The sequence below is a fragment of the Ruegeria sp. CI1 genome (assembly GCF_056536925.1).
In genome coordinates this window covers 110,442-133,977 of the sequence record NZ_JBQFQP010000006.1, presented here as the reverse complement: position 1 = coordinate 133,977, position 23,536 = coordinate 110,442, and the positions used below count along the sequence as shown (strand labels likewise).

Annotated in this window: 22 protein-coding genes; 15 read left to right on the top strand and 7 right to left on the bottom strand. The window is 61.3% G+C overall.

Annotated features, from left to right (window positions below):
* The first annotated feature begins 43 nt into the window (after positions 1-43).
* The 4 genes from ACR0LZ_RS08905 to ACR0LZ_RS08890 all read left to right on the top strand — a co-directional run bounded on the left by ACR0LZ_RS08905 (position 44) and on the right by ACR0LZ_RS08890 (position 4,747).
* Complete coding sequence (locus tag ACR0LZ_RS08905) at positions 44-1,021, top strand: sterol desaturase family protein (protein ID WP_480749444.1); 978 nt, start codon at positions 44-46, stop codon at positions 1,019-1,021.
* A 61-nt stretch (positions 1,022-1,082) separates the two neighbouring features.
* The gene (locus tag ACR0LZ_RS08900) at positions 1,083-2,078 is read left to right on the top strand and encodes a 2-dehydropantoate 2-reductase (RefSeq protein ID WP_480749443.1); all 996 of its coding nucleotides are present in this window, start codon (positions 1,083-1,085) and stop codon (positions 2,076-2,078) included.
* Positions 2,079-2,294: 216 nt separating this feature from the next.
* Positions 2,295-3,296, top strand: coding sequence for a helix-turn-helix transcriptional regulator (locus tag ACR0LZ_RS08895; protein WP_480749442.1), 1,002 nt, complete (start codon positions 2,295-2,297; stop codon positions 3,294-3,296).
* Positions 3,297-3,418: 122 nt separating this feature from the next.
* Positions 3,419-4,747: a metal-dependent hydrolase family protein gene (locus ACR0LZ_RS08890; protein WP_480749441.1), complete on the top strand. Its 1,329-nt coding sequence runs from the start codon at positions 3,419-3,421 to the stop codon at positions 4,745-4,747.
* A gap of 21 nt (positions 4,748-4,768) precedes the next feature.
* Here the strand turns inward: ACR0LZ_RS08890 and ACR0LZ_RS08885 are convergent, their stop codons facing one another.
* Positions 4,769-6,247 (bottom strand): inorganic phosphate transporter, encoded by a 1,479-nt coding sequence (locus tag ACR0LZ_RS08885; RefSeq protein WP_480749440.1) that lies wholly within the window; start codon positions 6,245-6,247, stop codon positions 4,769-4,771.
* 92 nt (positions 6,248-6,339) lie between these two features.
* On the bottom strand, positions 6,340-6,798 hold the full coding sequence (locus ACR0LZ_RS08880; RefSeq protein ID WP_480749439.1) for an NUDIX hydrolase: 459 nt from the start codon (positions 6,796-6,798) through the stop codon (positions 6,340-6,342).
* Between the two features lie 162 nt (positions 6,799-6,960).
* Between ACR0LZ_RS08880 and gndA the strand changes: the two genes are divergently transcribed.
* The gene (gene gndA, locus ACR0LZ_RS08875; RefSeq protein WP_480749438.1) at positions 6,961-8,358 is read left to right on the top strand and encodes an NADP-dependent phosphogluconate dehydrogenase; all 1,398 of its coding nucleotides are present in this window, start codon (positions 6,961-6,963) and stop codon (positions 8,356-8,358) included.
* 95 nt (positions 8,359-8,453) lie between these two features.
* Here gndA and ACR0LZ_RS08870 read toward each other — a convergent pair whose 3' ends face one another.
* Together ACR0LZ_RS08870 and ACR0LZ_RS08865 are read right to left on the bottom strand one after the other, a co-directional pair.
* Complete coding sequence (locus tag ACR0LZ_RS08870; RefSeq protein WP_480749437.1) at positions 8,454-8,951, bottom strand: GNAT family N-acetyltransferase; 498 nt, start codon at positions 8,949-8,951, stop codon at positions 8,454-8,456.
* Between the two features lie 98 nt (positions 8,952-9,049).
* A complete protein-coding gene (locus ACR0LZ_RS08865; protein WP_480749436.1) occupies positions 9,050-9,808 on the bottom strand; it encodes a hypothetical protein in 759 nt (252 codons plus the stop codon).
* A 168-nt stretch (positions 9,809-9,976) separates the two neighbouring features.
* Between ACR0LZ_RS08865 and ACR0LZ_RS08860 the strand changes: the two genes are divergently transcribed.
* Complete coding sequence (locus ACR0LZ_RS08860) at positions 9,977-10,786, top strand: class I SAM-dependent methyltransferase (RefSeq protein ID WP_480749435.1); 810 nt, start codon at positions 9,977-9,979, stop codon at positions 10,784-10,786.
* A 39-nt stretch (positions 10,787-10,825) separates the two neighbouring features.
* Here the strand turns inward: ACR0LZ_RS08860 and ACR0LZ_RS08855 are convergent, their stop codons facing one another.
* Entirely contained in the window at positions 10,826-11,728 is a 903-nt protein-coding gene (locus ACR0LZ_RS08855; protein ID WP_480749434.1) for an alpha/beta fold hydrolase, read from the bottom strand.
* 137 nt (positions 11,729-11,865) lie between these two features.
* Between ACR0LZ_RS08855 and ACR0LZ_RS08850 the strand changes: the two genes are divergently transcribed.
* Positions 11,866-13,476, top strand: coding sequence for a GMC family oxidoreductase (locus ACR0LZ_RS08850; protein WP_480749433.1), 1,611 nt, complete (start codon positions 11,866-11,868; stop codon positions 13,474-13,476).
* A 47-nt stretch (positions 13,477-13,523) separates the two neighbouring features.
* On the opposite strand, the gene hrpB is transcribed toward ACR0LZ_RS08850, so the two are convergent.
* On the bottom strand, positions 13,524-15,971 hold the full coding sequence (hrpB, locus tag ACR0LZ_RS08845; RefSeq protein WP_480749432.1) for an ATP-dependent helicase HrpB: 2,448 nt from the start codon (positions 15,969-15,971) through the stop codon (positions 13,524-13,526).
* A 125-nt stretch (positions 15,972-16,096) separates the two neighbouring features.
* On the opposite strand from hrpB, the gene meaB reads away from it, so the two are divergent.
* From meaB to ACR0LZ_RS08810, 7 genes are all read left to right on the top strand, one after another.
* Positions 16,097-17,074, top strand: coding sequence for a methylmalonyl Co-A mutase-associated GTPase MeaB (meaB, locus tag ACR0LZ_RS08840; protein ID WP_480749431.1), 978 nt, complete (start codon positions 16,097-16,099; stop codon positions 17,072-17,074).
* Between the two features lie 236 nt (positions 17,075-17,310).
* The gene (rpmB, locus tag ACR0LZ_RS08835; protein WP_480599182.1) at positions 17,311-17,598 is read left to right on the top strand and encodes a 50S ribosomal protein L28; all 288 of its coding nucleotides are present in this window, start codon (positions 17,311-17,313) and stop codon (positions 17,596-17,598) included.
* 123 nt (positions 17,599-17,721) lie between these two features.
* Entirely contained in the window at positions 17,722-18,378 is a 657-nt protein-coding gene (locus ACR0LZ_RS08830) for a pyridoxamine 5'-phosphate oxidase family protein (RefSeq protein ID WP_480749430.1), read from the top strand.
* 151 nt (positions 18,379-18,529) lie between these two features.
* Entirely contained in the window at positions 18,530-18,958 is a 429-nt protein-coding gene (locus tag ACR0LZ_RS08825; RefSeq protein ID WP_480749429.1) for a CBS domain-containing protein, read from the top strand.
* 85 nt (positions 18,959-19,043) lie between these two features.
* On the top strand, positions 19,044-19,403 hold the full coding sequence (locus tag ACR0LZ_RS08820; RefSeq protein WP_480749428.1) for a hypothetical protein: 360 nt from the start codon (positions 19,044-19,046) through the stop codon (positions 19,401-19,403).
* 51 nt (positions 19,404-19,454) lie between these two features.
* Positions 19,455-19,895, top strand: a complete 441-nt coding sequence (locus ACR0LZ_RS08815; protein WP_480749427.1) for a copper chaperone PCu(A)C — start codon at positions 19,455-19,457, stop codon at positions 19,893-19,895.
* Positions 19,896-20,111: 216 nt separating this feature from the next.
* Positions 20,112-20,477: a YybH family protein gene (locus ACR0LZ_RS08810; RefSeq protein ID WP_480749426.1), complete on the top strand. Its 366-nt coding sequence runs from the start codon at positions 20,112-20,114 to the stop codon at positions 20,475-20,477.
* A 172-nt stretch (positions 20,478-20,649) separates the two neighbouring features.
* Here the strand turns inward: ACR0LZ_RS08810 and ACR0LZ_RS08805 are convergent, their stop codons facing one another.
* On the bottom strand, positions 20,650-22,677 hold the full coding sequence (locus ACR0LZ_RS08805) for an FAD-dependent oxidoreductase (protein ID WP_480749425.1): 2,028 nt from the start codon (positions 22,675-22,677) through the stop codon (positions 20,650-20,652).
* A gap of 137 nt (positions 22,678-22,814) precedes the next feature.
* Here ACR0LZ_RS08805 and ACR0LZ_RS08800 point away from each other — a divergent pair, with 137 nt between their 5' ends.
* Positions 22,815-23,306 (top strand): RNA pyrophosphohydrolase, encoded by a 492-nt coding sequence (locus ACR0LZ_RS08800; protein WP_480749424.1) that lies wholly within the window; start codon positions 22,815-22,817, stop codon positions 23,304-23,306.
* Positions 23,307-23,536: the final 230 nt, after the last annotated feature.

The window sequence follows — 23,536 nt, the reverse complement described above, 5'->3', positions numbered from 1 at the left end:
AGTCAAAGCTGTCACGGTGTGCTGCATCCGTACGGAGCCTCCGATGACCAAACCGCAGTTGCCCGGATGGGCTCACATTCCGGAAACGCCAATTCTGGTTTCTCCATTCTTTTCATGGCCGCCTGACCCGCGCCGCATGGTGCGCTGGGTTACCGCGCGGTGGCTTGGCGTCGCCGAGAACGTGATCGTGCTGGCGCTGGCCATGATCAGCTGGATCTGGCTGACGCCTTCGCTTGACCGTATGGCCACCCTGTCACCGGATTGGATTGCGCTCATCTGGCTGCGCAACATCGGGCTGATGCTGCTGGTTGCTGGCGGGCTGCACCTGTTTTTCTTCGGTCGCAAACTGCAGGGTGACCGCCTGAAATTCGACCCGCGCCCGCTGTCGGACAAGGGGCGGCAGTTCAGCTTTTCCAATCAGATACATGACAACATGTTCTGGAGCCTGACCAGCGGTGTTGGCTGCTGGACGCTCTGGGAAGTGGCAATATTGCATGGCATGGCGCGCGGCTGGCTGCCGGTGCTCATACCGTCAGACCACCCCTTTCTCTTCGTGTTGATCCTGCTGCTGACACCGGTCTGGATTTCGTTCCATTTCTACTGGATCCATCGGGCGTTGCATTGGGGGCCGCTCTATCGGCTGGCGCATGCCCTGCATCATCGCAACGTCAATGTTGGTCCGTGGTCCGGTCTGTCCATGCACCCTGTCGAGGCATTTTTCTTTTTCTCCTCTGTTGTGATCCACCTGATTGTGCCGTCGCACCCCATGCACATCCTGTTCCATCTGTTCCATCAGGGCCTGACGGCAGCCAGTTCACATACCGGTTTCGAAAGCCTGTTGGTGCGTGATCGCAAAACTTTAGCGCTGGGTACCTTCCACCACCAAATGCACCACCGCTACTTCGAGGTGAACTATGGCAATCTGGAAATGCCATGGGACCTCTGGTTCGGCACCTTCCATGACGGCACACCCGAAGCCCACACCCGCCTAAAGGACCGCCGTCAGCGCCGTGCGCAATAGCCCCGTTGCCTTGGCGCCGGATTCACCCAATGATAGCGCCGGGGAAAGGGGGCACGGGGGCATGCACATAACCATCGCGGGCGCGGGCAGCATCGGCTGTTTTTGCGGCGGATTGTTGGCGGCAAGTGGCCATGACGTCACGCTGCTGGGCCGTTCGCGCATCCTCGACCGGATCGAAGAGCACGGTCTCACGGTCACCGATTTCTCGGGACTCAAGCTGACCGTCCCGGCCGACCGTTTTACACTGACGACGGATCCCGCCTGCATGGCACTGGCCGATGCCGTTATCGTCACCGTCAAAACCGGCGCGACCCAAGAGATGGCGGACCTGATCGGCCAATACGCGCTGGCCATCACCCCGGTGTTGTCCTTCCAGAACGGTCTTGCAAATGCCCGGATGCTCCGCGCGCATTTGCCCAAACGGGATATCCGCCCCGCGATGGTGCCGTTCAACGTGGTCCCCACCGGCCCCGCAACCTGGCATCGGGCGACATCAGGCGACATCATGATAAAGGGTGGTCCGGGCGACCTGGCCTGGAAGTTGTCGGTGCCATACCTGCCGATTGTCGAGACCACGCGGATCGAAGCGGTGCAATGGGGCAAGCTGGTGATCAACCTCAACAACGCGCTCAATGCCCTGTCCGGGCTGACCCTGCGCGAACAGTTGCTGGACCGGGAGTGGCGGCGGCTGATGGCCGACCAGATGGTCGAGGCGCTGCGCGTGCTGAAAGCCGCCCGCATCGAGGTGGCTTCGCACACTCCGGTGCCCGCCTGGATGGTGCCTCATATCCTGCGTCTGCCCACACCGGTCTTTACCCGGATCGCCGCGCAGATGCTGACCATCGACCCCAGCGCCCGCACGTCGATGGCATATGACCTCAAGGCGGGGCGACCGACCGAAATCGACAGTTTGCAGGGCGAGATCATCCGGCTGGGCGAAGTGCATTCCGTCCCGACCCCGATCTGCAGCAGGGTCGCCACGCTAATCCGCGACGCCTCACGGTCGGGCAACCGCAACCCCGGTCTCGACTCTGCGTGGATTGCAGCGGTGAATTGAAATCCAGACTCAAATGCCTTGGCATATCGAAATTAGGTATGGGTGATCTGGGTGTCCTATGGACCGTCGGTTCGTCCCGTGCCAAAATACTGGTAAATACGGACATCTTTATGCAACAATTGTTCGATCCGGCCTGCCAATCGTGCGTACGGTAGGGTCGGCTGCGATCAGACAACGACGAAGTATGCCTTTTTCGTATTCAGAGTTGCGTTTACGATGATTATGCAATCGACACGTTCCGCAAGGATTATTCCCCATATTCGGGCATTGTCCCGGGCCGTGGTGAATGTCGAACACGCCTTCGCCCGAAACGGTTTGCCGACACTCGCGCTTGAGCGTCCCGACGTCAGATTGTTTTCACCACGTACTTACCGGGTTCTGCACGATCTCGGAAGGCGTGAGGGATTCGCAAACCTGGGTTTTTACGCCTCGTCCAAACAAAAGTTCGAAGCGTTCGAAGACCCCTTCAAAAGCTGGGTCGCCGGGGCGCTGTCCGTCTGGCAGGCGCTGTTGCGTTTTTTTGTCGCCCTGAACATCGTCAACCCCACCAGATGCGGCGCAATTCAGATTCGGAACCAGACAGCGGTCGTCATCATAACGATGGCGGATCCGCGGCCAAATTCGACGTGGTTGAATTATTCGGACTGGAACTGTGTGTGGATCATCGTTCAGATCATGCGCAGTGTACTTGGCCGGGATTTCGCGCCTGACTCCGTGGCCGTGATGTCAACGTGGGCCAGCCCTGCGGAAATCGACAGACTATTGCCAGGAACCCGGGTGTCATGCGGTTGTCCTCAACTCGAGGTCAGGTTTCCCGGGGCGCTCCTTTCGCGCAGATTTGCTGCAGTCACCTCGACCCCACCGGGTCCGGGGCATTTGTATGAGACGGCGAAATCGCAGCCGTCGCGAACATTGGGCGAAGTGCTGAGGCCCTATCTTCTCGACGGGCAAGTCCAAAACTTGGCAGAGTTTTCGGCAATCCTCGAAGTCAGTCCACGCACCCTGCAACGCAAGCTCAAGGGAAACGGCCTGACGTTTTCGGCATTGTTGACGCAGGAAAGAATCCGGCTGGCGATGGATATGTTGCGCGACCGTAGCCTGTCGCTGGCCGAGATCAGTACGGCCTTGGGCTACTCAGAACAATCAAGCTTTACCCGTGCATTCAGCAGGACAATGGGTATCGCCCCGGGCGCATGGCAAGGCCTCTACACGCATTGACTTGTTGGAATGGTTCGCCACTTCAGGTGGCGCGAAATGTCAATACAAATGCCAGCCAACGTAGCACAGTGAACGAAACGCCTCGTTTGATGGCGCAAATTCTTTACCAAAAGGAGATGCAAATGAAACGCTTGGTTCTTTCAGTTATTGCAGCAGTGACCGCATCGCTGGCATCCGCGCAAGAGGATGCCGGACAAGTTCTTTTCACGAATGTACATGTGTTTGACGGGGTCAGCGACACCAGGATTGAAAATGCCAACGTGCTTGTCGAAGGCAACCTGATCAGAAAGTTTTCGACCGAGGCAATCGATGCCGCCGGGGCCACGGTGATCGACGGCGGGGGGCGCACGCTGATGCCGGGCTTGTCCGATACACATGCCCACATTGCCTTCGGCTCGCTCAGCCAGGTGGATTTCCTGGTTGGCCTCGAAGGCTACAACTACATTCACTCGACCATCGACGCCGAAGCTATGCTGATGCGCGGCTTCACCTCGATCCGGGACATGGGCGGAAACACATTCGGGCTGAAAAAAGCCATCGACGAGGGGCTGGTTCCGGGGCCGCGGATTTATCCGGCCGGTGGTGCGATCAGCCAAACTGCCGGACACGGTGATTTCCGCTTTCCCAATCAGGCGAACCCCAGCTTTGGCGGCGATCTGGCAGCCCCCTACAAGCAGGGTCACGGCTTCCTGGTCGATGGGGTTCCTGCGGTACTTGCGGCGGCGCGCGAGAACCTGAAATTCGGGGCTTCGCACATCAAGGTGATGGCCGGTGGCGGCTACAGCTCGCCGGCGGACCCTCTGTTGGGTAACCAGTTCACGTTTGAGGAAATCAAGGCCGCTGTCGATACAGCTGCCGATTGGGGCACCTATGTCACCGTACACGCCTATCACCCCAGCGCCATCGAGCGGGCGATCAACGCAGGTGTCAAGGATGTCGGCCACGGCCAGCTTCTGACCAAGGAAATCTTGCAGCGCATGGCGGACGAGGGCGTGTTCCTCAGCACCCAGCCCTTTACCGTCTGCAACGAACCGCAGTTGGACGATTTCTCGAACGCCAAGCTGGCTCAGGTCTGCGAGGGTACCGCCAATGTTTATCAGTGGGCCAAGGAAATTCCGAACCTCAAGGTGACCTACGGTACCGATTTGTTCTTTGTCCCTGCCGAAATGTTCGAGGAGCAGGCAAAAATGATGGAACGCCTTCTACCCTGGTACGAGCCGGTGGAAATCCTGCGCATGGCCACCAGCACGGCAGGGGAACTGTTCGCCTTCAGCGGCGATATGCGCAACCCTTATCAGGAAGGCACCCTGGGCACAGTCGCCGAAGGTGGATATGCCGATCTACTGCTTGTGGATGGCAACCCACTCGAGGACCTGAGCGCGGTGACGAACCACGAGAACCTCAGGATCATCATGAAAGACGGAGTGATCCACAAGAACACGCTGAACTGAACTGCCAACAGACGACTCAGATCAAACCAGCGTGTTCAGGATCAGGAAGATCACCGCCGACATGAGTGCGGCGGCAGGCACAGTGATCACCCAAGCGGCAACGATGGTCATGAAATGCGACCGCCGCACCAGCTTGCGGCGCTGGCGTTCTTCACGCGCCAGACGCAACTCGGCCGGTGTCTGGCTGGCCGAGTTCCGCCGCCGGCGATCGGAATGCCATTCGCGATAGAATCCTACGCCAAAGACACCGCCCACCGCGATATGGGTGGAACTGACTGGCAGGCCCAGCCAGCTTGCGACAATTACCGTGATGGCGGCGGACAATGCCACGCAATAGGCGCGCATCGGGTTCAGCTTGGTGATCTGGCTGCCAACCATGCGGATCAGCTTGGGGCCGAACAGGAACAGGCCGAACGAGATGCCGAACGCCCCGATCACCATCACCCAGCTCGGGATCGATACCTTGGCGGAAAAGCTGCCGAACTCGGTCGCGTGCACGATGGCCGCCAGCGGACCGACCGCATTGGCGACGTCATTGGCACCATGGGCAAAGCTCAACAGCGCCGCCGAAATGACCAACGGTAGGCCGAACAGCGTCTTGACCGACTTGGTGCGGTTCTCCATGCCCTCGGATTTGCGCCGCACCAGCGGCACGGTGATGGCCCAGGACGCAACCGCGGCGACAAGACCGATCAACAGGGCGTATTCCAGATCGATCTTGACGATCTTTTTCAGTCCCTTGACCGCAAGGTAAGAGGAGAAAGCGCCCGCCATGACCGCCACGAGTATCGGGACCCAGCGGCGCGCGGCGGCGATCTTGTCGTCCTGATACTGGATCTTGTGCTTGATCAGCGCGAGAAACAACGCCGCGATCGCACCGCCCAGCACCGGCGAGATCACCCAGCTTGCCGCAATCGTGCCCATCGTCGACCAGCTGACCGCCGACAGGCCCGCCGCTGCGACGCCGGCCCCCATCACGCCGCCCACGACCGAATGCGTGGTCGATACCGGTGCACCAACCCATGTGGCCAGGTTCACCCACAGGGCCGAGGATATCAGCGCCGCCATCATTGCCCAGATAAAGACCTGGGTATCCTCGACCGATGCCGGATCGATAATGCCCTTGGAAATGGTCGACACCACGTCACCGCCCGCCAGCAAGGCGCCCGCGCTTTCGGCGATTGCTGCAATGGCGATGGCCCCACCCATGGTCAGGGCATTGGCGCCCACCGCAGGCCCCATGTTGTTGGCCACGTCATTTGCGCCGATGTTGATGGCCATATAGGCCCCGAACGCCGCCGCCGCGATGACAATGACGTTGCCACTGACACCGCCAAAAAAAACTGACGCCACCAGACCCGCAAGCACGATGAAGGCCAGCGATATGCCCGGCGCAACCAGCGGACGCGAGACATAGCTCGTGGCCGCCTCCACACGCGAGATGCGCTTGAGGTCCTTATCGAGGGATTTCCAGCGGGTTGGTGTCGGTGAATCGGTCATGATCTTTCGGCAGCAGGTGTCACGTCGCGCCCGCGACTAGTCGCTTGCCCCCCGACTCGCAAGAGAAACGTCAAAAAACCTTCGTGAATGCGCTACAATTGACGCAGAATGGCCTGCAGTTCGGGTTCGTTCACCCGGTTGGCAGCATCTGCCGGAGACATCCATTTCCGCTTGCGCTCATGCGCCTCGGGGTATTCGTCTGACAGGCTGTCGACCAGCAACCGGTAGACGCTGGTCCGGACGGTCTGCGACGACCCGTCATCCAGCACCTTGTCATAGGAATACCGTCCCACCGGGTCTTGCCAGACATTCGCCTTGCGCACGCCGGCCTCTTCCCACGCCTCGCGAAGTGCGCTTTCCGGCCCGTCCAGCCCGTCGATGGGCCAGCCCTTGGGCACGATCCAGCGGCCCGATCCCCGGCTGGTGATCAGCAGAACCTCGTCGCCGCGCTTGGTGGGCCGCGTGCACAGCGCCGCAACCTGCACCCCGTCGGGGCGCCGGACCAGAGGTCGCACAACCTCTTCCCAAGCTTTCCGTAACCGTTTGTTCATCGGACCGATTTCGTGTTCGCGCTGATAAATCGATGCCGCTTTAAATAAAGGTTTCGCGGTCGGATTCAACGGGAGGCGCAGAATTTATCCACAACCGTCACCGGGTTGCGCCGGTTTCCGCCATATCGCATTCTGCGCCGGTCAAACAGCACGGGGACAGGCATGGGCAAGGCAAGGATCGGGGTCTACGGTCTGGGAACGATGGGCAGCGCATTGGCCCTGAACTTTGCCGAAAATGGCATCCCCATCTGCGTCACAAATCGCGAGGTGGACTGGATCGATCCATTCGTGACCCGGGCCGGGCCATTGGCCGACAGGATCAGCACGGCCCCAACCCTGGCAAAGTTTGTCGCGCAGCTCGAAACCCCGCGCCTGATTCTGCTGATGATCCCGTCGGGCGCGCCGGTTGATGCCATGATCGATGCTATCCGCCCGCTTCTGTCGTCCGGCGATACCCTGATCGATGCTGGCAACGCCGATTTCAACGACAGCCGCCGCCGCTCGGCAGAGTTTGCGGGAACGGGGCTGCACTTCGTCGGCATGGGCGTTTCCGGCGGAGAAGAGGGCGCGCGCCACGGCCCTTCGATGATGGTGGGCGGCTCGGATCACAGCTGGCACCACCTGCGACCGTTGCTGGAGCCGATTGCCGCCAAGTTCGACGGAGATCCTTGCGTCGCGCATCTTGGCCCTGACGGCGCGGGGCATTTCGTCAAGACTGTGCACAACGGCATCGAATATGCCGACATGCAGATGATTGCAGAAATCTACGGCCTCCTGCGCGATGGGGCAGGGTGGGAGGCACCGCGCATCGGCGCGCTGTTCCGGCGTTGGGAAACCGGCCCGCTTGCCTCGTTCCTGGTCGAGGCCACCGCCCGCGTCCTGCTAGCCACCGATCCGCTCTCGGGCCGACCGATGGTCGACATGATCCGCGATCGGGCCGGCCAGAAGGGCACCGGGCGCTGGACCGTGATCGAGGCGCTGAAACTGGGCCAGTCCGCCTCGGTTATCGAGGCCGCCGTCGGCGCCCGCGCTTGGTCGTCCGCCAAACCCGCCCGGCTGGCCGCCGCCGCGCAGTTGCCGCCCGCAGATTGCACAGTGTCGACTCCCCATCCAGATTTGCTGACGCAGGCTCTTTTTGCAGGCCGCCTTCTGGCACATCTTCAGGGCTTCGACATCCTTCGCGCCGCCTCGGCCGAATACGGCTGGTCGCTGGATCTTGCCCGCATCGCCGAGATCTGGCGCGCGGGCTGCATAATCCGCTCATCCCTGCTCGACGACCTCGCCCCGGCCCTGCGTGAAAGGCCCGAACGCCCAGCCTTCCTCGCCCCGGCCGTACCGGACCTTCTCGCCCCCGCGTTGCAAGGCCTCCGGGCTATCGTGGCGCAGTCAATCACCTCGGGCCTGCCGGTTCCCGCGCTCTCCGCCGCGCTCGGCTGGTACGACAGCATCCGCCAGGCCACCGGCACCGCCAACCTGATCCAGGCACAACGCGATTTCTTCGGCCATCACGGGTTCGAGCGCACCGATCGCCCGGGGGAAACGCATGGCGAGTGGGGATAGGCGGGATAAACTGAAGAGTTCAGCACCGTCGAAAGAAAGTCTACCCCAAGCCGCTCCGGTCAGGTTGCAGAGATCGACCCGATCAGATCACCACCCTAACCGATGCCCAACTCAAAGTAATCGTAGCCTTCGGGCGGATTGACGTCCCAGGGCGCAACCATCCTGAACCCCAGCCGTTCATACAGGCGTCGGGCTGGCAATTGACGCTCCCCGGTTGTTAGCCTGACGTTGAGATATCCTTGTTCTCTGGCCAGCTTGATCACCGCCTCGCAAAGGGCATGTGCAACGCCGCTTTTTCTGAAAGCAGGAGCAACGAACATCGATTTCAGCTCACAGTTTTCACCATCCATTCGATAGGTCGCCACCGTTCCCGCCGGTTTGCTGCCCAAATAAGCAACAAGGACATTTCCTTGCGGCGGAAGGTACACAGCCGGAAGTTGTGGTGAGCGCTGAAAAAACCACGACCCCCGGTAGTACTCTTCGATGGTTTCCAGGTCGTCGTGGTAGAGAACTTTGTTCGCTTCATACAAACCTCGCATGAGACTTGCCGCGTGGTTGATCTCAGCCTGCGATCGTGCTTCGCAAATGTTCATAACTTTCTACTCCCGCACATGTGGGGCAAGTCGATCTTAACACCGGTTCTGCTATGATGCACACGACGATGAGAGTTTCCTTCGCTCCGCCAGCAGGCTCAGGGCCCAAGACGCTCGGTGAATTTCACCGGCAATATCCGGATAGCGAGGATTTCTTCGTTCCCATCCAAAAGCGGCAACAGATCCGGGATCGAATTTTCCAGATCAACGGACGAAACACTGTTAGGGTGGTTCAGCCCCTGTATCATATAGGAAATCTGCTTGATCCGAAAACCGACCGGGTCTCCTTCCGGGGCATCCGGATCAACCACCTTCCCTTGCTGCGTCGAATATCGCGGTGCCAGCCCCGAGTATGACATTTCTAGCCTGAGCGTCCCGCTTTCGGCGTCGATTTCCCAATGGTCGGTGACCGCAGCATGACCACGACTTTCAGTAACCCGCGATACCGAACGGCGCATGTTGACCATGCTAACGCGGGTGGTCGAACTTGGGGTCAGATCGTCGGTGGCAAACCGGCCCGCGTTGAAGATACGCCACTTGACCGCTTCGTTGCGACCCCATGTAAACAGCCGCATGTTGAGATAGCCGGTATCCCGCCGCGGCTTTCCTTCGGGATTCAGATCGGAATGCGTTTCACCCAGGATAATCAGCAGGTTGGCCCCCGCCCAAGCGCCTTTTGTCCAGGGGGCCAGCGTCCAGCCCTCAGGCAACAAACTCTGAGCCGCCTCGGAACTAACCTTCAAATACAGAAAGACTTCCTCGGAAATCGTGGACCCCAGCGGTGTTTCTGCCCGCGATTGAGACGGTAACGCGCTCAGAAGCAGGACCAGAAAGATAACGAAACGCCTGACTAACATTGTGCACCTCCTGAAGGAAGCAGCGCCAAGTCAATCCAGAGTACATGCTTTGTGGCCGCAAAACAAACGGCGCACTCTAAAACGTTGAGCGGCCGGTTGGTTTCTTTGGCGTTACCGGCCTTTCGCGCAATTTTCGTGTTATGCTTTGGCAGTAAACCGGAGGGGGCCATGGCATTCGAGGAATTTCGCAAACAGGAATTGGACGGCTGGGACAAGCGGGCCGAGAATTACGAAACCCTGACCGCGCGTGTCACGACCCAGGCAATCCCCGCCCTGCTCAGCGCCATTCGCGCACGCGTCGGTCTGAAAGTGCTCGACATCTGCACCGGGCCGGGTTTCGCCGCGGGCGCCGCCGACGCAATCGGGGCGCATGCCGAAGGCGTTGATTTTGCGCCATCCATGGTCCGGACCGCAGCCAGACGCTTTCCACACGTGCCTTTCCGGGAGGGAGACGCGCTTGCGCTCGATGCACAAGACGAAAGCTATGACGCCGCAATCTGCAACTTTGGCGTCTTTCACTTCACGGACCCAACGAAAGCATTTTCCGAAGCCTTCCGTGTCATCCGGCCCGGCGGGCGCTACGCCTTCAGCCAGTGGTGCTCGCCGAAAGACTCCGCATTGTTCGCCACGGTTTTCGGAGCGGTCTTGCGGCACGCGGACATGAGCGATGTCCCGCCGTCACCTGACGCATTCGCCTATTCCGACCGTGATCTGTGCGCAAAGGCACTGATGGCCGCGGGTTTTGAAGATATACAGGTCATCGACGTTCCAAGTTGCTACCATGGTCAAGCAAGCGGCTTCTGGGCCGAGTTCCTGCAATTCAGCGTTCGAACGCCCATCATCATGGACCGGCAAACTCCCCAAGCCGTGAAGGCAATCGAATCCGACGTCACCGAGGGCATTCTCAAGTTCGAACGCGACGGAGCTGTCGCCATCCCAATGCCGAGTTTTGTCGTCTCGGGAACAAAACCTTCCTGAGAATTCCGCGTCGGAAAACACGCCCATTCCATCTTCTGCTCAAGCGGGCGCGATAGGCCCTTGTCCGACTTCGTCAAGGAACTCCAAAATAAATGCATTCAAAGCCTCGGGCGCGTCCTCATGAACGATGTGCGATGCGTTCTCGATCATTTTGATCCGCGCATCCGAAAGGCAATGGAACAGCCCGTCAAGAAGCAGCTTGAAAAGCGGTGGGCTGTCGGTGCCACCAATCAGAAACACGGGAACACGGACATTCTGGAATGTCTTTCCACGCAGATCAGGGAACCCCTGATACAGGGCCAGTGCGCGGTCAGGCCCCCGATTGTCCCAGACCTGCGCAAAACGTTCCTCCGACAAGGCTTCGAAATACCGCTCGCCCAGCACCCCTCGGGCAAAGATTTCAACAGCCAGTTTGTCCTCCCCCCTGCGGAAAGCCTTTTCCGAAGGGCCGACGGTTCGTGCACCGAATTTCATGATTGCGAAGGCAAGCCGGGGCTCCGAAACCAGAAGCCGGATCAATTGATTTGCCGTCGGCGGAATGCTCACGTGCATCGAAATCGCTGGCGGTTCAATCAGGATGAGACTGCGAAACAGCGCTGGTACTTGCTCGGCGGCCAAAAGTGAAACAAGCGCGCCCCAGGAATGCCCGACGACATGCGCAGGCCCGGCATCCATTGCTCTGAATAGAGCGGCAAGATCATCGACATGGGCTTGAATGGGATCGGGCGCATCTGACGGTATTGGCGCGTTGGGCGCGTGAAAGCGGCGGCTATAGGCGATAGTGCGAAAGCGTTGCGGAAAAACATCGATCTGATGGGACCATGTTCGCAAATCCGACGCGCTGCCATGCACAAGCACCAACGGGTCGCCGCCACCTTTTTCCAAAGCAGCAAGAACGGTGCCGTTCACCTCCACCGATTGGACCGAGGTCAAGTTGAGCATGTCCGTAAGCATAGCACAAACCGCACGCGTCTTTAATCGTGACCACGGCTGTCTGCGAAGGTTACCGGAAAATGCCCGAACACCCCCATTGCATCCCCCGCCCCAATCGGCAAGCTGGCGGGTAAGGAGAGAGCACCATGACCGAACAGCTGACAGGGGACTATGACTATGTGATCGTCGGTGGAGGTACCGCCGGCTGCGTGCTCGCCAACCGCCTGAGCGAAAATCCCGATACTCGGGTGTTGTTGCTCGAAGCGGGCGGCAACGACCTCTATCACTGGGTGCATATCCCCGTGGGTTACCTCTATTGCATCGGCAATCCCCGCGTCGACTGGATGATGAAGACAGCCGAGGAACCAGGGCTGAACGGTCGCTCGCTGGTCTATCCACGCGGCAAGGTTCTGGGCGGCTGCACCTCGATCAACGGCATGATCTACATGCGCGGGCAGGCCGCCGATTACGACGGCTGGCGGCAGATGGGCAATACGGGTTGGGGCTGGGACGACGTGCTGCCCTATTTCCGCAAATCCGAGGATCACCACAAGGGCGAGACCAATCTCCACGGGGCAGGGGGCGAGTGGAAGGTGACCACCCAGCGCGTCAGCTGGGACATCCTGCGCGCCTTTCAGGAGGGTGCGCAGGAATTCGGCTACGGCCCCACCCCGGATTTCAATTCCGGCAACAACGAAGGCTCGGGTTTCTTCGAGGTGAACCAGAAAAACGGGGTCCGCTGGAACACCACCAAGGCCTTCCTGCGCCCGGCGTTAAAACGCCCCAACCTGCGGGTGCTGACCCATGCGACAACCGACCGGCTGATCCTGGATGGCCGCCGCGTCACCGGCGTCGTCTTTCGCTACAAAGGCCGCCTCCTGACCGTTACTGCCCGGGCCGAGGTGCTGCTCGCCGCGGGTGCCATCAACTCGCCCAAGCTGTTGGAGCTGTCCGGCATCGGCCAGCCCGACCGCCTTTCTGCCCTGGGTATCACGCCCATTCTTGACCTGCCGGGAGTGGGTGAGAACCTGCAGGACCACCTGCAGATCCGCACCGTGTTCAAGGTCTCGGGCACTCAAACCCTGAACGAAACGGCCAACTCTGTGCTGGGTCGCATCGGTATCGGCCTGAAATACGCACTTTCCCGCTCCGGCCCGCTCAGCATGGCGCCTAGCCAGTTCGGCCTCTTCACCAAATCCGACCCCGCGCTCGCCACGCCCGATCTCGAATACCATGTCCAGCCGCTCTCCACGGACAGGCTCGGCGACCCTCTGCACCCGTTTCCGGCCATCACTGTCTCGGTCTGCAATCTGCGCCCCGAAAGCGTGGGCCACAGCCACATCACCACCAGCCAGCCCGACCCGCAGCCGCATATCCGCCTCAACTACCTCAGCGCCGAGCGCGACAAACAGGTCGCTGTCGCCGCCGTCAAACAGACGCGCCGGATCATGACCGCGCGGGCGCTGCAACCTTACTGCCCACAGGAATTCCTGCCGGGTCCGGAAATCGCCACCGATGCCGACCTTCTGCGCGAGGCCGGAAACATCGCCACCACGATTTTCCACCCGGTCGGAACCTGCAGGATGGGCGCCGACCCGATGGCCGTCACCGCACCAGATCTGCGCGTCCACGGCCTTTCGGGTCTGCGCGTGATCGACGCCTCGATCATGCCGAAAATCGTCAGCGGCAATACCGCCTCCCCGGTCATCATGATCGCCGAGAAAGCCGCCGACATGATCCGCACTTCATCTTTTTGAGGATACTCCGGGGGAGGCGCGGCTCGCCGCGCCGGGGGCAGAGCCACCTATGACCGCGGCTTTGCCCGCAATGTCGGGTCGGCTGCTGTGGGGTCCTCCGGCCAGGGATGTTTGGGGTATTGCGCTCGCATGTCCTTGCGCACGTCCGCATAGGACCCGGCCCAGAATCCCGGCAGATCGCGGGTAATCTGGATCGGTCGCCGCGCCGGCGACAAAAGCGTGATCTTCAAAGGCTCGCCCCCGATCACCGGGTGCTGCGTGACCCCGAACAACTCCTGCAACCGCACCGAAATCTCCGGCACCGCGCCACCATAGTCGATCGGCACTTTCCGCCCCAGCGGCGTGGTAAAGGACCCCGGCGCGCGGCGGTCCAGATCCTGCAACTGCTCCCAGCTCAGTGCGGTCCTGAGCGCGGGCAGCAGGTCGAACCGCTTCCATTCTTCGGCGCTGCGCACGCCGGACAGCATCGGCAACAACCACTCCTCCAGACTTGCCAGCAGCCCCTGTTCGGAAAAATCCGGCAGATCGGCACCGTTTTCCCGTACCAGTTCCACCCGCGCGGCGAGACGCGCGGCCGCGCCATCCAGCCGCAAGCCCAGATCGCGCACCCCGTCCAGCATCGCCGCTGCCACCGCCGCGTCGGGCGCGTCTTTCCAGACCCGGTCCTCCAGCGTGATCGCGCCGAAGCGCTCCTGTTGCCGCGCCACCACCCTGCGGTCGCGCCTTGACCATTCGCAGACGTCCACCCAGACAATCTGCTCACCAAACAGCTCCCGGATGTCCCGTTCCGAGATCTGGGCGGCCAGCCGAACCCGGGCTTCGCGCGGATTGCCATCGGTATCGATTGCCACAAGATACGGCACCCCTGCCAGCCCGTCTCCGGCCTCCAACACGGCGCCTTTGCCGCCCGACAGAACGAACCTGGGTGTGCCCCCCTTGCGCCGCTGCCCGATACGGTCGGGATAGGCCAGCGCCGCCATGGCCGCGACGCTCATCCGCTCGTCAGAGGATTTCGTCTGCCCGCGCAGCCGCTTCGCCTCGGCCCGCACTCGCTCCAGCACACTCATGTGCAGCGCATAGGGCCGGTTGCGCTGAAACGTCTTTGCGTCCCGCAATGCCTCCAGCCGCAGGCTCAGATCCACCGGCGCGCCCATCAGCGGATCACGTTCGGCCATCAGCGCTGCCAAAGGTGCTGCCTCGCCCCCCGCCGTCACCAGCATATGCCCCAGACGCGGATGCAGGGGCAGGGCGGCCAGCGCCCGCCCGTGATCGGTAATCCGTTCCTTGCCATCCAGCGCGCCCAGCATCGCAAGCAACGCCCGCGCCTCGGCCATCACCTCATTGGGCGGCTGCGTCAGAAAGGCCAATTCTGTCGGCTCGGCCCCCCATAGCGCCAGCTCCAGCGCCAGTCCGGTCAGGTCCGCCGCCTCGATCTCGGCAGGTGGAAAGGCGGCCAGCGCCCCGTCCTCGCCCCTGGACCACAGCCGGTAACACACACCTTCGGCCACCCGGCCCGCGCGACCCGCCCGCTGGGTCGCCTCTGCCCGCGTCACCCGCTCGGTCACCAGCCGTGACAGTCCCGCGCCCGGATCGAACCGCGCCCGCCGGGCCTGGCCCATATCGATCACCACCCGGATGTCGGGAATGGTCAGCGAGGTTTCCGCGATCGAGGTCGCCAGTACCACCTTGCGCCCCGCCGACACCGGCGCAATCGCCGTCCGCTGCGCGGCAAAGGGCATCGCGCCGAACAGGGGGCGCAGCACGCAACTTTCGGGCAATCGTTTCGCCAGCGCCGCCTCGGTCCGACGGATCTCGCCCTCGCCTGGCAGAAACACCAGCATCCCACCGCCTGTCCCGCGTGTCTCCCGCTCGGCCCGGACGACCAGATCGGCCAGCGCGTCCAGACGCCGCGCCTGCGGCCCCAGCGGACGCTCCAGCCAGCGTGTCTCCACCGGATAACTCCGCCCCTCGGAACTGACCAACGGCGCATCCATCAGCACCGCCACCGGTTCGGCATCCAAGGTTGCCGACATCGCCAGCAGGATCAGGTCGTCCCGCAGCGCGCCCGCCACTTCCAGACACAGCGCCAGTCCCAAATCGGCATTCAGGGAGCGTTCGTGAAACTCGTCAAATATCACCGCGCTCACGCCGGGCAGGTCCGGTTCGGATTGCAGCATCCGGGTAAGGATGCCTTCGGTCACGACCTCGATCCGCGTCGCCCCGGACACCCTGGCATCGCCGCGAACGCGATACCCCACGGTCTCGCCCGCGCGTTCCCCCAGCGTCTCGGCCATGCGTTCGGCGGCGGCCCGCGCCGCCAGCCTGCGCGGTTCCAGCATCACGATGCGGCCCTCGCACAGCCCTGCCTCCAGCATCGCCAGTGGCACTTTTGTGGTCTTGCCTGCCCCCGGCGGAGCCTGCAACACCGCCCGCCCGCGCGCTTTCAGCGCGGCAATCAGATCGGGCAGGGCATCATCTATCGGCAATTGGTCCATGCCGTCTTATCGCCAAAGCACAGACCGGCGTCCAGTTCGCCTGCGGCAAATCCCGCCGCTTCCGACACTGGACAAACCCCGTCCCGCTACGTCATCAAGGGCAAAATTCCGGGAAGGGGGCGCGCATGAACATCGCAGAGCTTGGCGACAAGGTACTGACCGGCGACCGCCGGGCGCTGGCGCGCGCGATCACCCTGGTCGAAAGCAAGCGCCCCGACCACCGCGCACAGGCGACCGAACTGCTCGAATATCTTGCCCCCGCCGGTCGTCAGGCCCTGCGCATCGGTCTGTCCGGCACGCCGGGGGTGGGCAAATCCACCTTCATCGAATCCTTCGGCATGCTGCTGACCGGGCAGGGGCTGCGCGTTGCCGTGCTTGCAGTCGATCCCAGCTCGGCCCGATCCGGCGGCTCGATCCTAGGGGACAAGACCCGGATGGAGCGCCTCAGCCGCGAGCGGAATGCGTTTATCCGACCATCCCCCAGCCAGACCCACCTGGGCGGCGTCGCCCGCCGCACGCGCGAGGCGGTGGCGCTCTGCGAGGCGGCAAGCTTTGATGTGATCCTGATCGAAACCGTGGGCGTCGGCCAGTCCGAAACCGTGGTCTCGGAAATGTCCGACCTGTTCCTGCTGCTGCTGGCGCCCGCCGGTGGCGACGAGTTGCAGGGCGTCAAGCGCGGCATCATGGAAATGGCCGACTTGATTCTCGTCAACAAGGCAGACGGTGCCCTTAGGGAAACCGCGGTCCGAACCTGCGCCGATTATGCCGGCGCGCTGCGGCTGCTGCGCAAACGCCCGCAGGATCCGGCCGGTTTTCCCAAGGCTCTGATGGTCTCGGCGGTCGAAGAACAGGGGCTGGCCGAGGCATGGGTTGAAATGCAGGCGCTGGTCGACTGGCGCAAGGAAAACAGCCACTGGGATGCCAATCGCTCCGCACAGGCCCGCTACTGGTTCGATCAGGAAGTGCGCCATGCCCTGCTTGCGCGCCTCGACACCGCCGAGGCCCGGGCCAACATGGCACGGCTCAACAACGAAGTGGCGCAGGGGACGCTCAGCCCCGCCGCCGCCGCCGAACGCATGCTGGCAACGCTCTCGGGGGCCTGATCCCCACTTCATCTTTTTTCAAATACTCAAGCCGAAGGCATGGCCCGGCACGGGCCATTCCGCCGAACCTTGCAAACTTCGCAAGCTTCTTGAAAGATTCCGCATCCGCCATCTTGACCCTTCCGGCGATTCCTCCTAAACGCATCCAACCAGTTTTCGGGCGCGACTTCGGGTTGCGCCCCTTGTGATTTGGCAGAAGGCCGGATGCCCTGCCACCAGAAACAAAGGATGTAACCATGTCGCGCCGTTGCGAACTGACCGGAAAAGGCCCGATGACTGGCAACAATGTCAGCCACGCCAACAATAAAACCAAGCGTCGTTTTCTACCCAACCTTAACGATGTTACGCTGCAGTCGGAAACCCTGGGCCGTGGCGTCAAGCTGCGCATCTCGGCTTCCGCTCTGCGCTCGGTTGATCATCGCGGTGGTCTGGACGCGTTCCTGGCCAAGGCCAAGGACGAAGACCTGTCCGCCAACGCGCTGAAAGTCAAAAAAGAGATCGCCAAGGCCCAAGCCTCGGCCTGATAGCTTTCGAAAGTCGGATTTTGAAACCCCGTACTATGCCGGTACGGGGTTTTTGCTTGTGTGCTGTCCGCGCGACGGGCAACTGCAAATCTGCTAGGATGCGGCTCCAAAGGGAGACCGCTCATGGCAGAGTTCTATTCCAGCGCCCACCGGCATCTGCAGGACAAGTTCGAAACCCGAAGACTGGCCGATGCGCTGCACGACAGGGTCATGCGCTCGGCACTGGCCCCGATGGACCGCAGGTTCATCACGGCCAGCGACTTCTTTTTCCTGTCCACCATCGACCACGCCGGTTTTCCCTCGGTTTCATACAAGGGCGGCGCACCCGGCTTCGTACGCATCCTCGACGACCGCACTCTGTGTTTTCCGATCTATGACGGCAACGGTATGTTCTATTCGGCCGGAAACATCGCCGATACCGCCAGAGTCGGCATGCTGTTCATCGATTTCGAGCAGCCCCGTCGCCTGCGCCTGCACGGGCGGGCACAAGGGTCGACGTCATCGCCCTTGTTCGACACCTATCCCGGGGCGCTTTTGGTGGTGCGGGTCGATCTGGAAAACATCTTTACAAACTGCCCCCGCTATATCCACCGCTATCAGCGTCAACAGGCTTCGGATTTCGTGCCACGGCCCGGCGTCGAAACGCCCGTCCCTGACTGGAAACGCGTCGACTACCTGCAGGAGCTGCTGCCGGAACCGGACCGCAAGAAAGCGGCGGCAAGCGGTGAGACAACCACCGAAACCGAGTATCGGCGGAAATTCTGGAAAGGTCTGGAGTAGGCCCATCTCCTGTGGCGGAGTTCCGGTCTTTTATTGCGTGTACAAAAGATTGAAAAGAATGGTCATTAGTTGATCTGAATCATTGTTTTTTTTACGGTTTGTGGCAATGATTTTTCATCGGGTCACCATCTACTGAGCGAGGTAGAGGACCATGCCGACACTTCAGCAATTGCTCAATTCCAAAAGTCAGAAGGTTCTGACAATTCATCCGACCGCGACGGTTCTGGATGCCATCCAGAAAATGGCCGACGCCGATGTCGGTGCAATCGTGGTAGTGCAGGGCGGCAAGGTGATGGGGATTTTCACCGAACGCCACTATGCGCGCGAAGTGTTCCTCAAAGGCCGCTCCTCTCCGAAAACACGGGTGGGTGATGTCATGGCGACCCGGGTCTCCTACGCGCCGCCCGACCAGACCGTGCAGGAGGCGATGGCGGTCATGACCGACCTGCGCGTGCGCCATTTGCCGGTGATGGATCAGGGGCAACTTGTGGGTATTGTGTCGATGGGCGATCTGGTCAAAAGCATCATCAGCGACCAGCAATTCGTGATCGAACAACTGGAACGCTATATCAGTGGTTGACCCCGCGTCCGCCAGGGGCCCCAGCGCCCTGCTGTCGCAGGGTCGCGCAATGCGCTTGAAGCACCGCGTCCGCAAGGCGTATGCAATGACTCAAATGAACCATCCGTTCCGCCCATATCTGGCGCTTGTGTTGTCGTTGCTGCTGGTCCTCACTGGCCAAAGCCTTGCCGTTTCGCGCGGGATGAGCGCCGCTATGGGCCAGATGGAACTGTGCACCGGCACTGGCCCGGTCATGGTCTACATGGACGAACAGGGCCAGCCGACGAAACCGCCGCATTACTGCCCCGACTATGCCCTGACCCTTTTGGGTGCGGTTCTGCTGGACCAGTCACCGCTGCCCGCCGCACCGGATCACGACCGGCCCGCAGCCCTTTACGCAATAGATCTGAACGCTCCTGTACCGCATCTGCACGCCGCCGCGCGCGCGCCTCCACTTGTTGTCTGATTTTCGCATTCAACTCGCAATACAGACAATCAAGACAATGGGAGAGACGCCATGTCGCTCAAATCCACCCTGCTTACCGCAGTTGCAATCCTGACCCTGGCCGGTGCCGCGCTGGCCGACGGCGCGATCGTGATCGAAGACGCCTATGCCCGCTCGTCAGGCAAGAATGCCAAGGCCGGGGCCGCATTCATGACCATCACGAACCAGTCTGATGCCGATGACCGTCTGATTGACGCGAAATCGGGCGTGGCCGGCCGCGTCGAGCTGCACACTCACCAGATCAACTCCGAAGGCGTGGCCCAGATGGTCCATGTCGAAGAAGGTTTCGTCATTCCCGCGAACGAGGCCCACAATCTGCAGCGCGGCGGCGACCATGTGATGTTCATGGGGATCAAGGCTCCCTTCGAGCAGGGCGCAACGATCCCGGTCACGCTGATCTTTGAAAACGCCGGCGAGATCGAGGTCGAGATCCCCGTCGATCTGAACCGCTGATCCGGCAGGCGGCAGCGCCTGTCTTCGCACCGCGCTGCGGCCCTCGTCAATGCGTCAGGCCGGGTATCCCCCGGCCTGTTGCCGTTGCGCCCTCCGGCAATCGCATCCAGCCGGCCTGGTGGCCGCGCGTTTCGTGTTACGATGGGGCTGTAAAGCGGTGCCGCAGCTATTGCGCCCACGCGCCGGGATTGGTGATTGAGGGTTTTGACCATGGACATGAAAAAGTTACTCGAAGACTTCGACGCGGCGTATAACGACGCCTTCAACCGGGGTGACGCCGCGGCCTGCGCCGCGTTCTTTACCGAGGATGTCGTCCTGCTGGCGCCCGGTCAGCCCATGATCCGCGGCCGCGCCGCGTTCGAGGAAGTCTACCGCTCGCGGATGGAAGTCTCCGACGGTGGCACCCATACCAATGCGCTGATCGAATACGGTGTCGAGGGCGACATGGCCTATCAGATCGGAACCTACGCCGTCATCGGTGCAACCCCGCCCGAAGAGGGCAAGTTCGTCAACGTCCTGAAACGTCAGCCCGATGGTACCTGGAAGGTCGCCGTCTCTATCTTCAACAGCGACCGGCCTTAAAGCGTTTCTAGCAACTGTATTTCCCAAGCGGCCTGAGCCGACCGGTTTTGCTGAGATTTGAGGAGTGCGTTCACGATTGTGACCAGCTTTCTAGCGACTGCTGTGATGATGACCTTATTTGGCTTTTCCGCGTCCCGAAAACGATCTGCGAAAATCTTGAGATTTACAGTTGCTAGAATGTAGCCGCCAGCCGCGTGCCCTGATTGATCGCGCGCTTGGCGTCCAACTCGGCGGCGACATCCGCACCCCCGATCACATGTGGGGTGATACCCTGCTCGATCAGCGCGTCCGCCAGTGACCGTTCGGACACCTGACCGGCACACAGCACTATGGTGTCGGCCGCAATCACCGTCGGGTCCGCGCGCTCTTCGCCAAAGCTGACATGCAGACCGTCATCGTCGATGCGCTCATAATTCACGCCGCCCACGAAATTGACGTTCTTCATCTTCAGTGTTGCCCGGTGAATCCAGCCGGTGGTTTTGCCAAGACCCTTTCCATGCGCCTGTTTCTTGCGCTGCAACAAGGTGACCTGACGCGCGGGCGCGCTGGGTTGCGGCCCATCGGGCGCCAACCCCGCACGGTGTTCAGCCGGGTCCGTCACGCCCCATTCCTTCATCCACAAGGGCAGGTCGGTCGTGGCGCTGTGACCCTCTTCCAACAGGAACTCGGACACATCAAAACCGATACCACCGGCCCCGATCACGGCAGCAGACTTGCCAACCACGGCCTTGCCGCGCAGTAAGTCGATGTAACTCAGCACGTTGTCCCGATCCTGCCCCGGTATCTGCGGATCACGCGGGCTGACACCGGTGGCGATGACCACCTCGTCAAAGCCGGTCAGGTCATCTGCGCCTACCTCGCGGTTCAGTTCGACGGTCACGCCCAGATCATCCATCATGGTGCGGTACCAGTCGACAAGGCCCCAGAATTCTTCTTTCCCCGGCACCTGCTTGGCCATGTTCAGCTGCCCGCCGACCTCATCAGCGCGGTCGAACAAGGTAACATCGTGGCCGCGCTGGGCCGCGATCATTGCGGTCGACAGACCGGCAGGGCCTGCCCCCACAATGGCAATGGATTTGCGCGTTTTGGCCGGTTCAATCACCAGCTCTGTCTCATGACAGGCGCGCGGGTTCACGAGGCACGAGGTCAGCTTGCCGCTGAACGTGTGATCCAGACAGGCCTGATTGCAGGCAATGCAAGGCGCGATCTTCGCGGCCTCACCCGCAATCGCCTTGGCCACGAAATCCGCATCCGCCAGCATCGGGCGGGCCAGCGAGACCATGTCGGCGCAACCGGTCGACAGAACCTCTTCGGCCACCTCGGGGGTGTTGATCCGGTTCGATGTGATCACTGGTATCCCCACCTTGCCCATCAGCTTCTTGGTCACCCAGGCAAAGGCCGCGCGCGGCACGCTGGTGGCAATGGTAGGGATCCGCGCCTCGTGCCAGCCAATGCCGGTGTTGATGATCGTGGCCCCGGCCTTTTCGATCTCCTGCGCCAGTTGCACCACCTCGTCATGGGTCGATCCGTTGGGTACCAGATCGATCATCGACAGCCGGTAGATGATGACGAAATCGGTGCCCACCGCCTTGCGCGTGCGGCGTACAACTTCGATCGGCAGACGCATCCGGTTCTCATAAGACCCGCCCCAGCGGTCGGTGCGCTTGTTGGTATGGGTCACAAGGAACTGGTTCAGGAAGTACCCTTCCGACCCCATGATCTCGACCCCGTCATAACCCGCCTTTTGCGCCAGTACGGCGGCGTTGACGATATCGCTGATCTGCTTCTCGATGCCCTCTTCATCCAGCTCAGTGGGCGGGAACGGAGAGATCGGCGATTTCACCGGGCTGGGTGCCACGCATTTCGGCCCATAGGCATAACGCCCCGCGTGCAGGATCTGCATCGCGATCTTGCCGCCCGCGTCATGTACGCGCTGCGTCACGATGGAATGGTGCGCCACGTCCTTGTCGCTCACCATCATCGAGGCCCCCGGCAGGACCGAGCCTTCAGGGTTCGGACCAATCCCACCCGTCACCATCAAGGCCACGCCGCCCCGCGCCCGGTTGGCGTAAAACTCGGCCACCCGGTTCCAGTCGCCGGTCTCCTCAAGCCCCGTATGCATCGAGCCCATCAGCACGCGGTTTTTCAACGTGGTAAAGCCCAGATCCAGCGGGGCTAGCATATTCGGGTACGCAGTCATGGCGGAACTCTCCCTCCTGAATTTGCCCGCTAGATTGACGTTCGCGTCAACTTTGTCACGCGAAACCCCACGTCACCCTCTTTGCCTTGGCGTCGGTGATTGCTAGAGGTGGGCGGAACAACCCGATGAGGCCGCGCATGACCCCCGAAGAAATCGCCAAACTGCCCTATCGCCCCTGCGTCGGGCTGATGCTGATGAATGCCGAGGGCAAGATCTTCGTGGGACAGCGCAACGACCGCCACGCGGACGCCTGGCAAATGCCGCAGGGCGGTGTGGACAGAGGCGAAGATCCCCGCGTCGCAGCCCTGCGCGAGCTGTGGGAAGAAACCGGGGTCACAGCTGATCTGGTCGAAATCATCGCCGAAACCAAGGGCTGGCTGCCCTATGACCTGCCCCATGACATCGTGCCCCATATCTGGAAAGGCCGCTATCGCGGGCAGGAACAGAAATGGTTCCTGTTGCGCTTCACCGGCGCTGACGATCAGATCAACATCGAAACCGACCACCCTGAATTTACCCGCTGGAAATGGCAAAAACCCGACCAGCTGATCGCCGAAATCGTACCCTTCAAGCGCGATGTGTATGAGCGCGTGGTCGAGGCTTTTTCCAGCCACTTGGGCAAGTTATAATCGCTTGGGGTGTTGTTAAAAACGGGCTGCTTTGCAGGCAATCCTGATATGTGCAACTGCGGCAATTGCCGCCGCAGCAATACTTGGCGGTTGCAGCCAAGATTTGCAAACCAGGCATTACCAGCCAGCTTCTAAATCCGCTTCAATGCCGCACATTCGCCGCGATGCCGAAAACCGAAAACTGCGGGACGAGACTGTCATCTCGATGGATTGATGATAGGTTAGTCTCC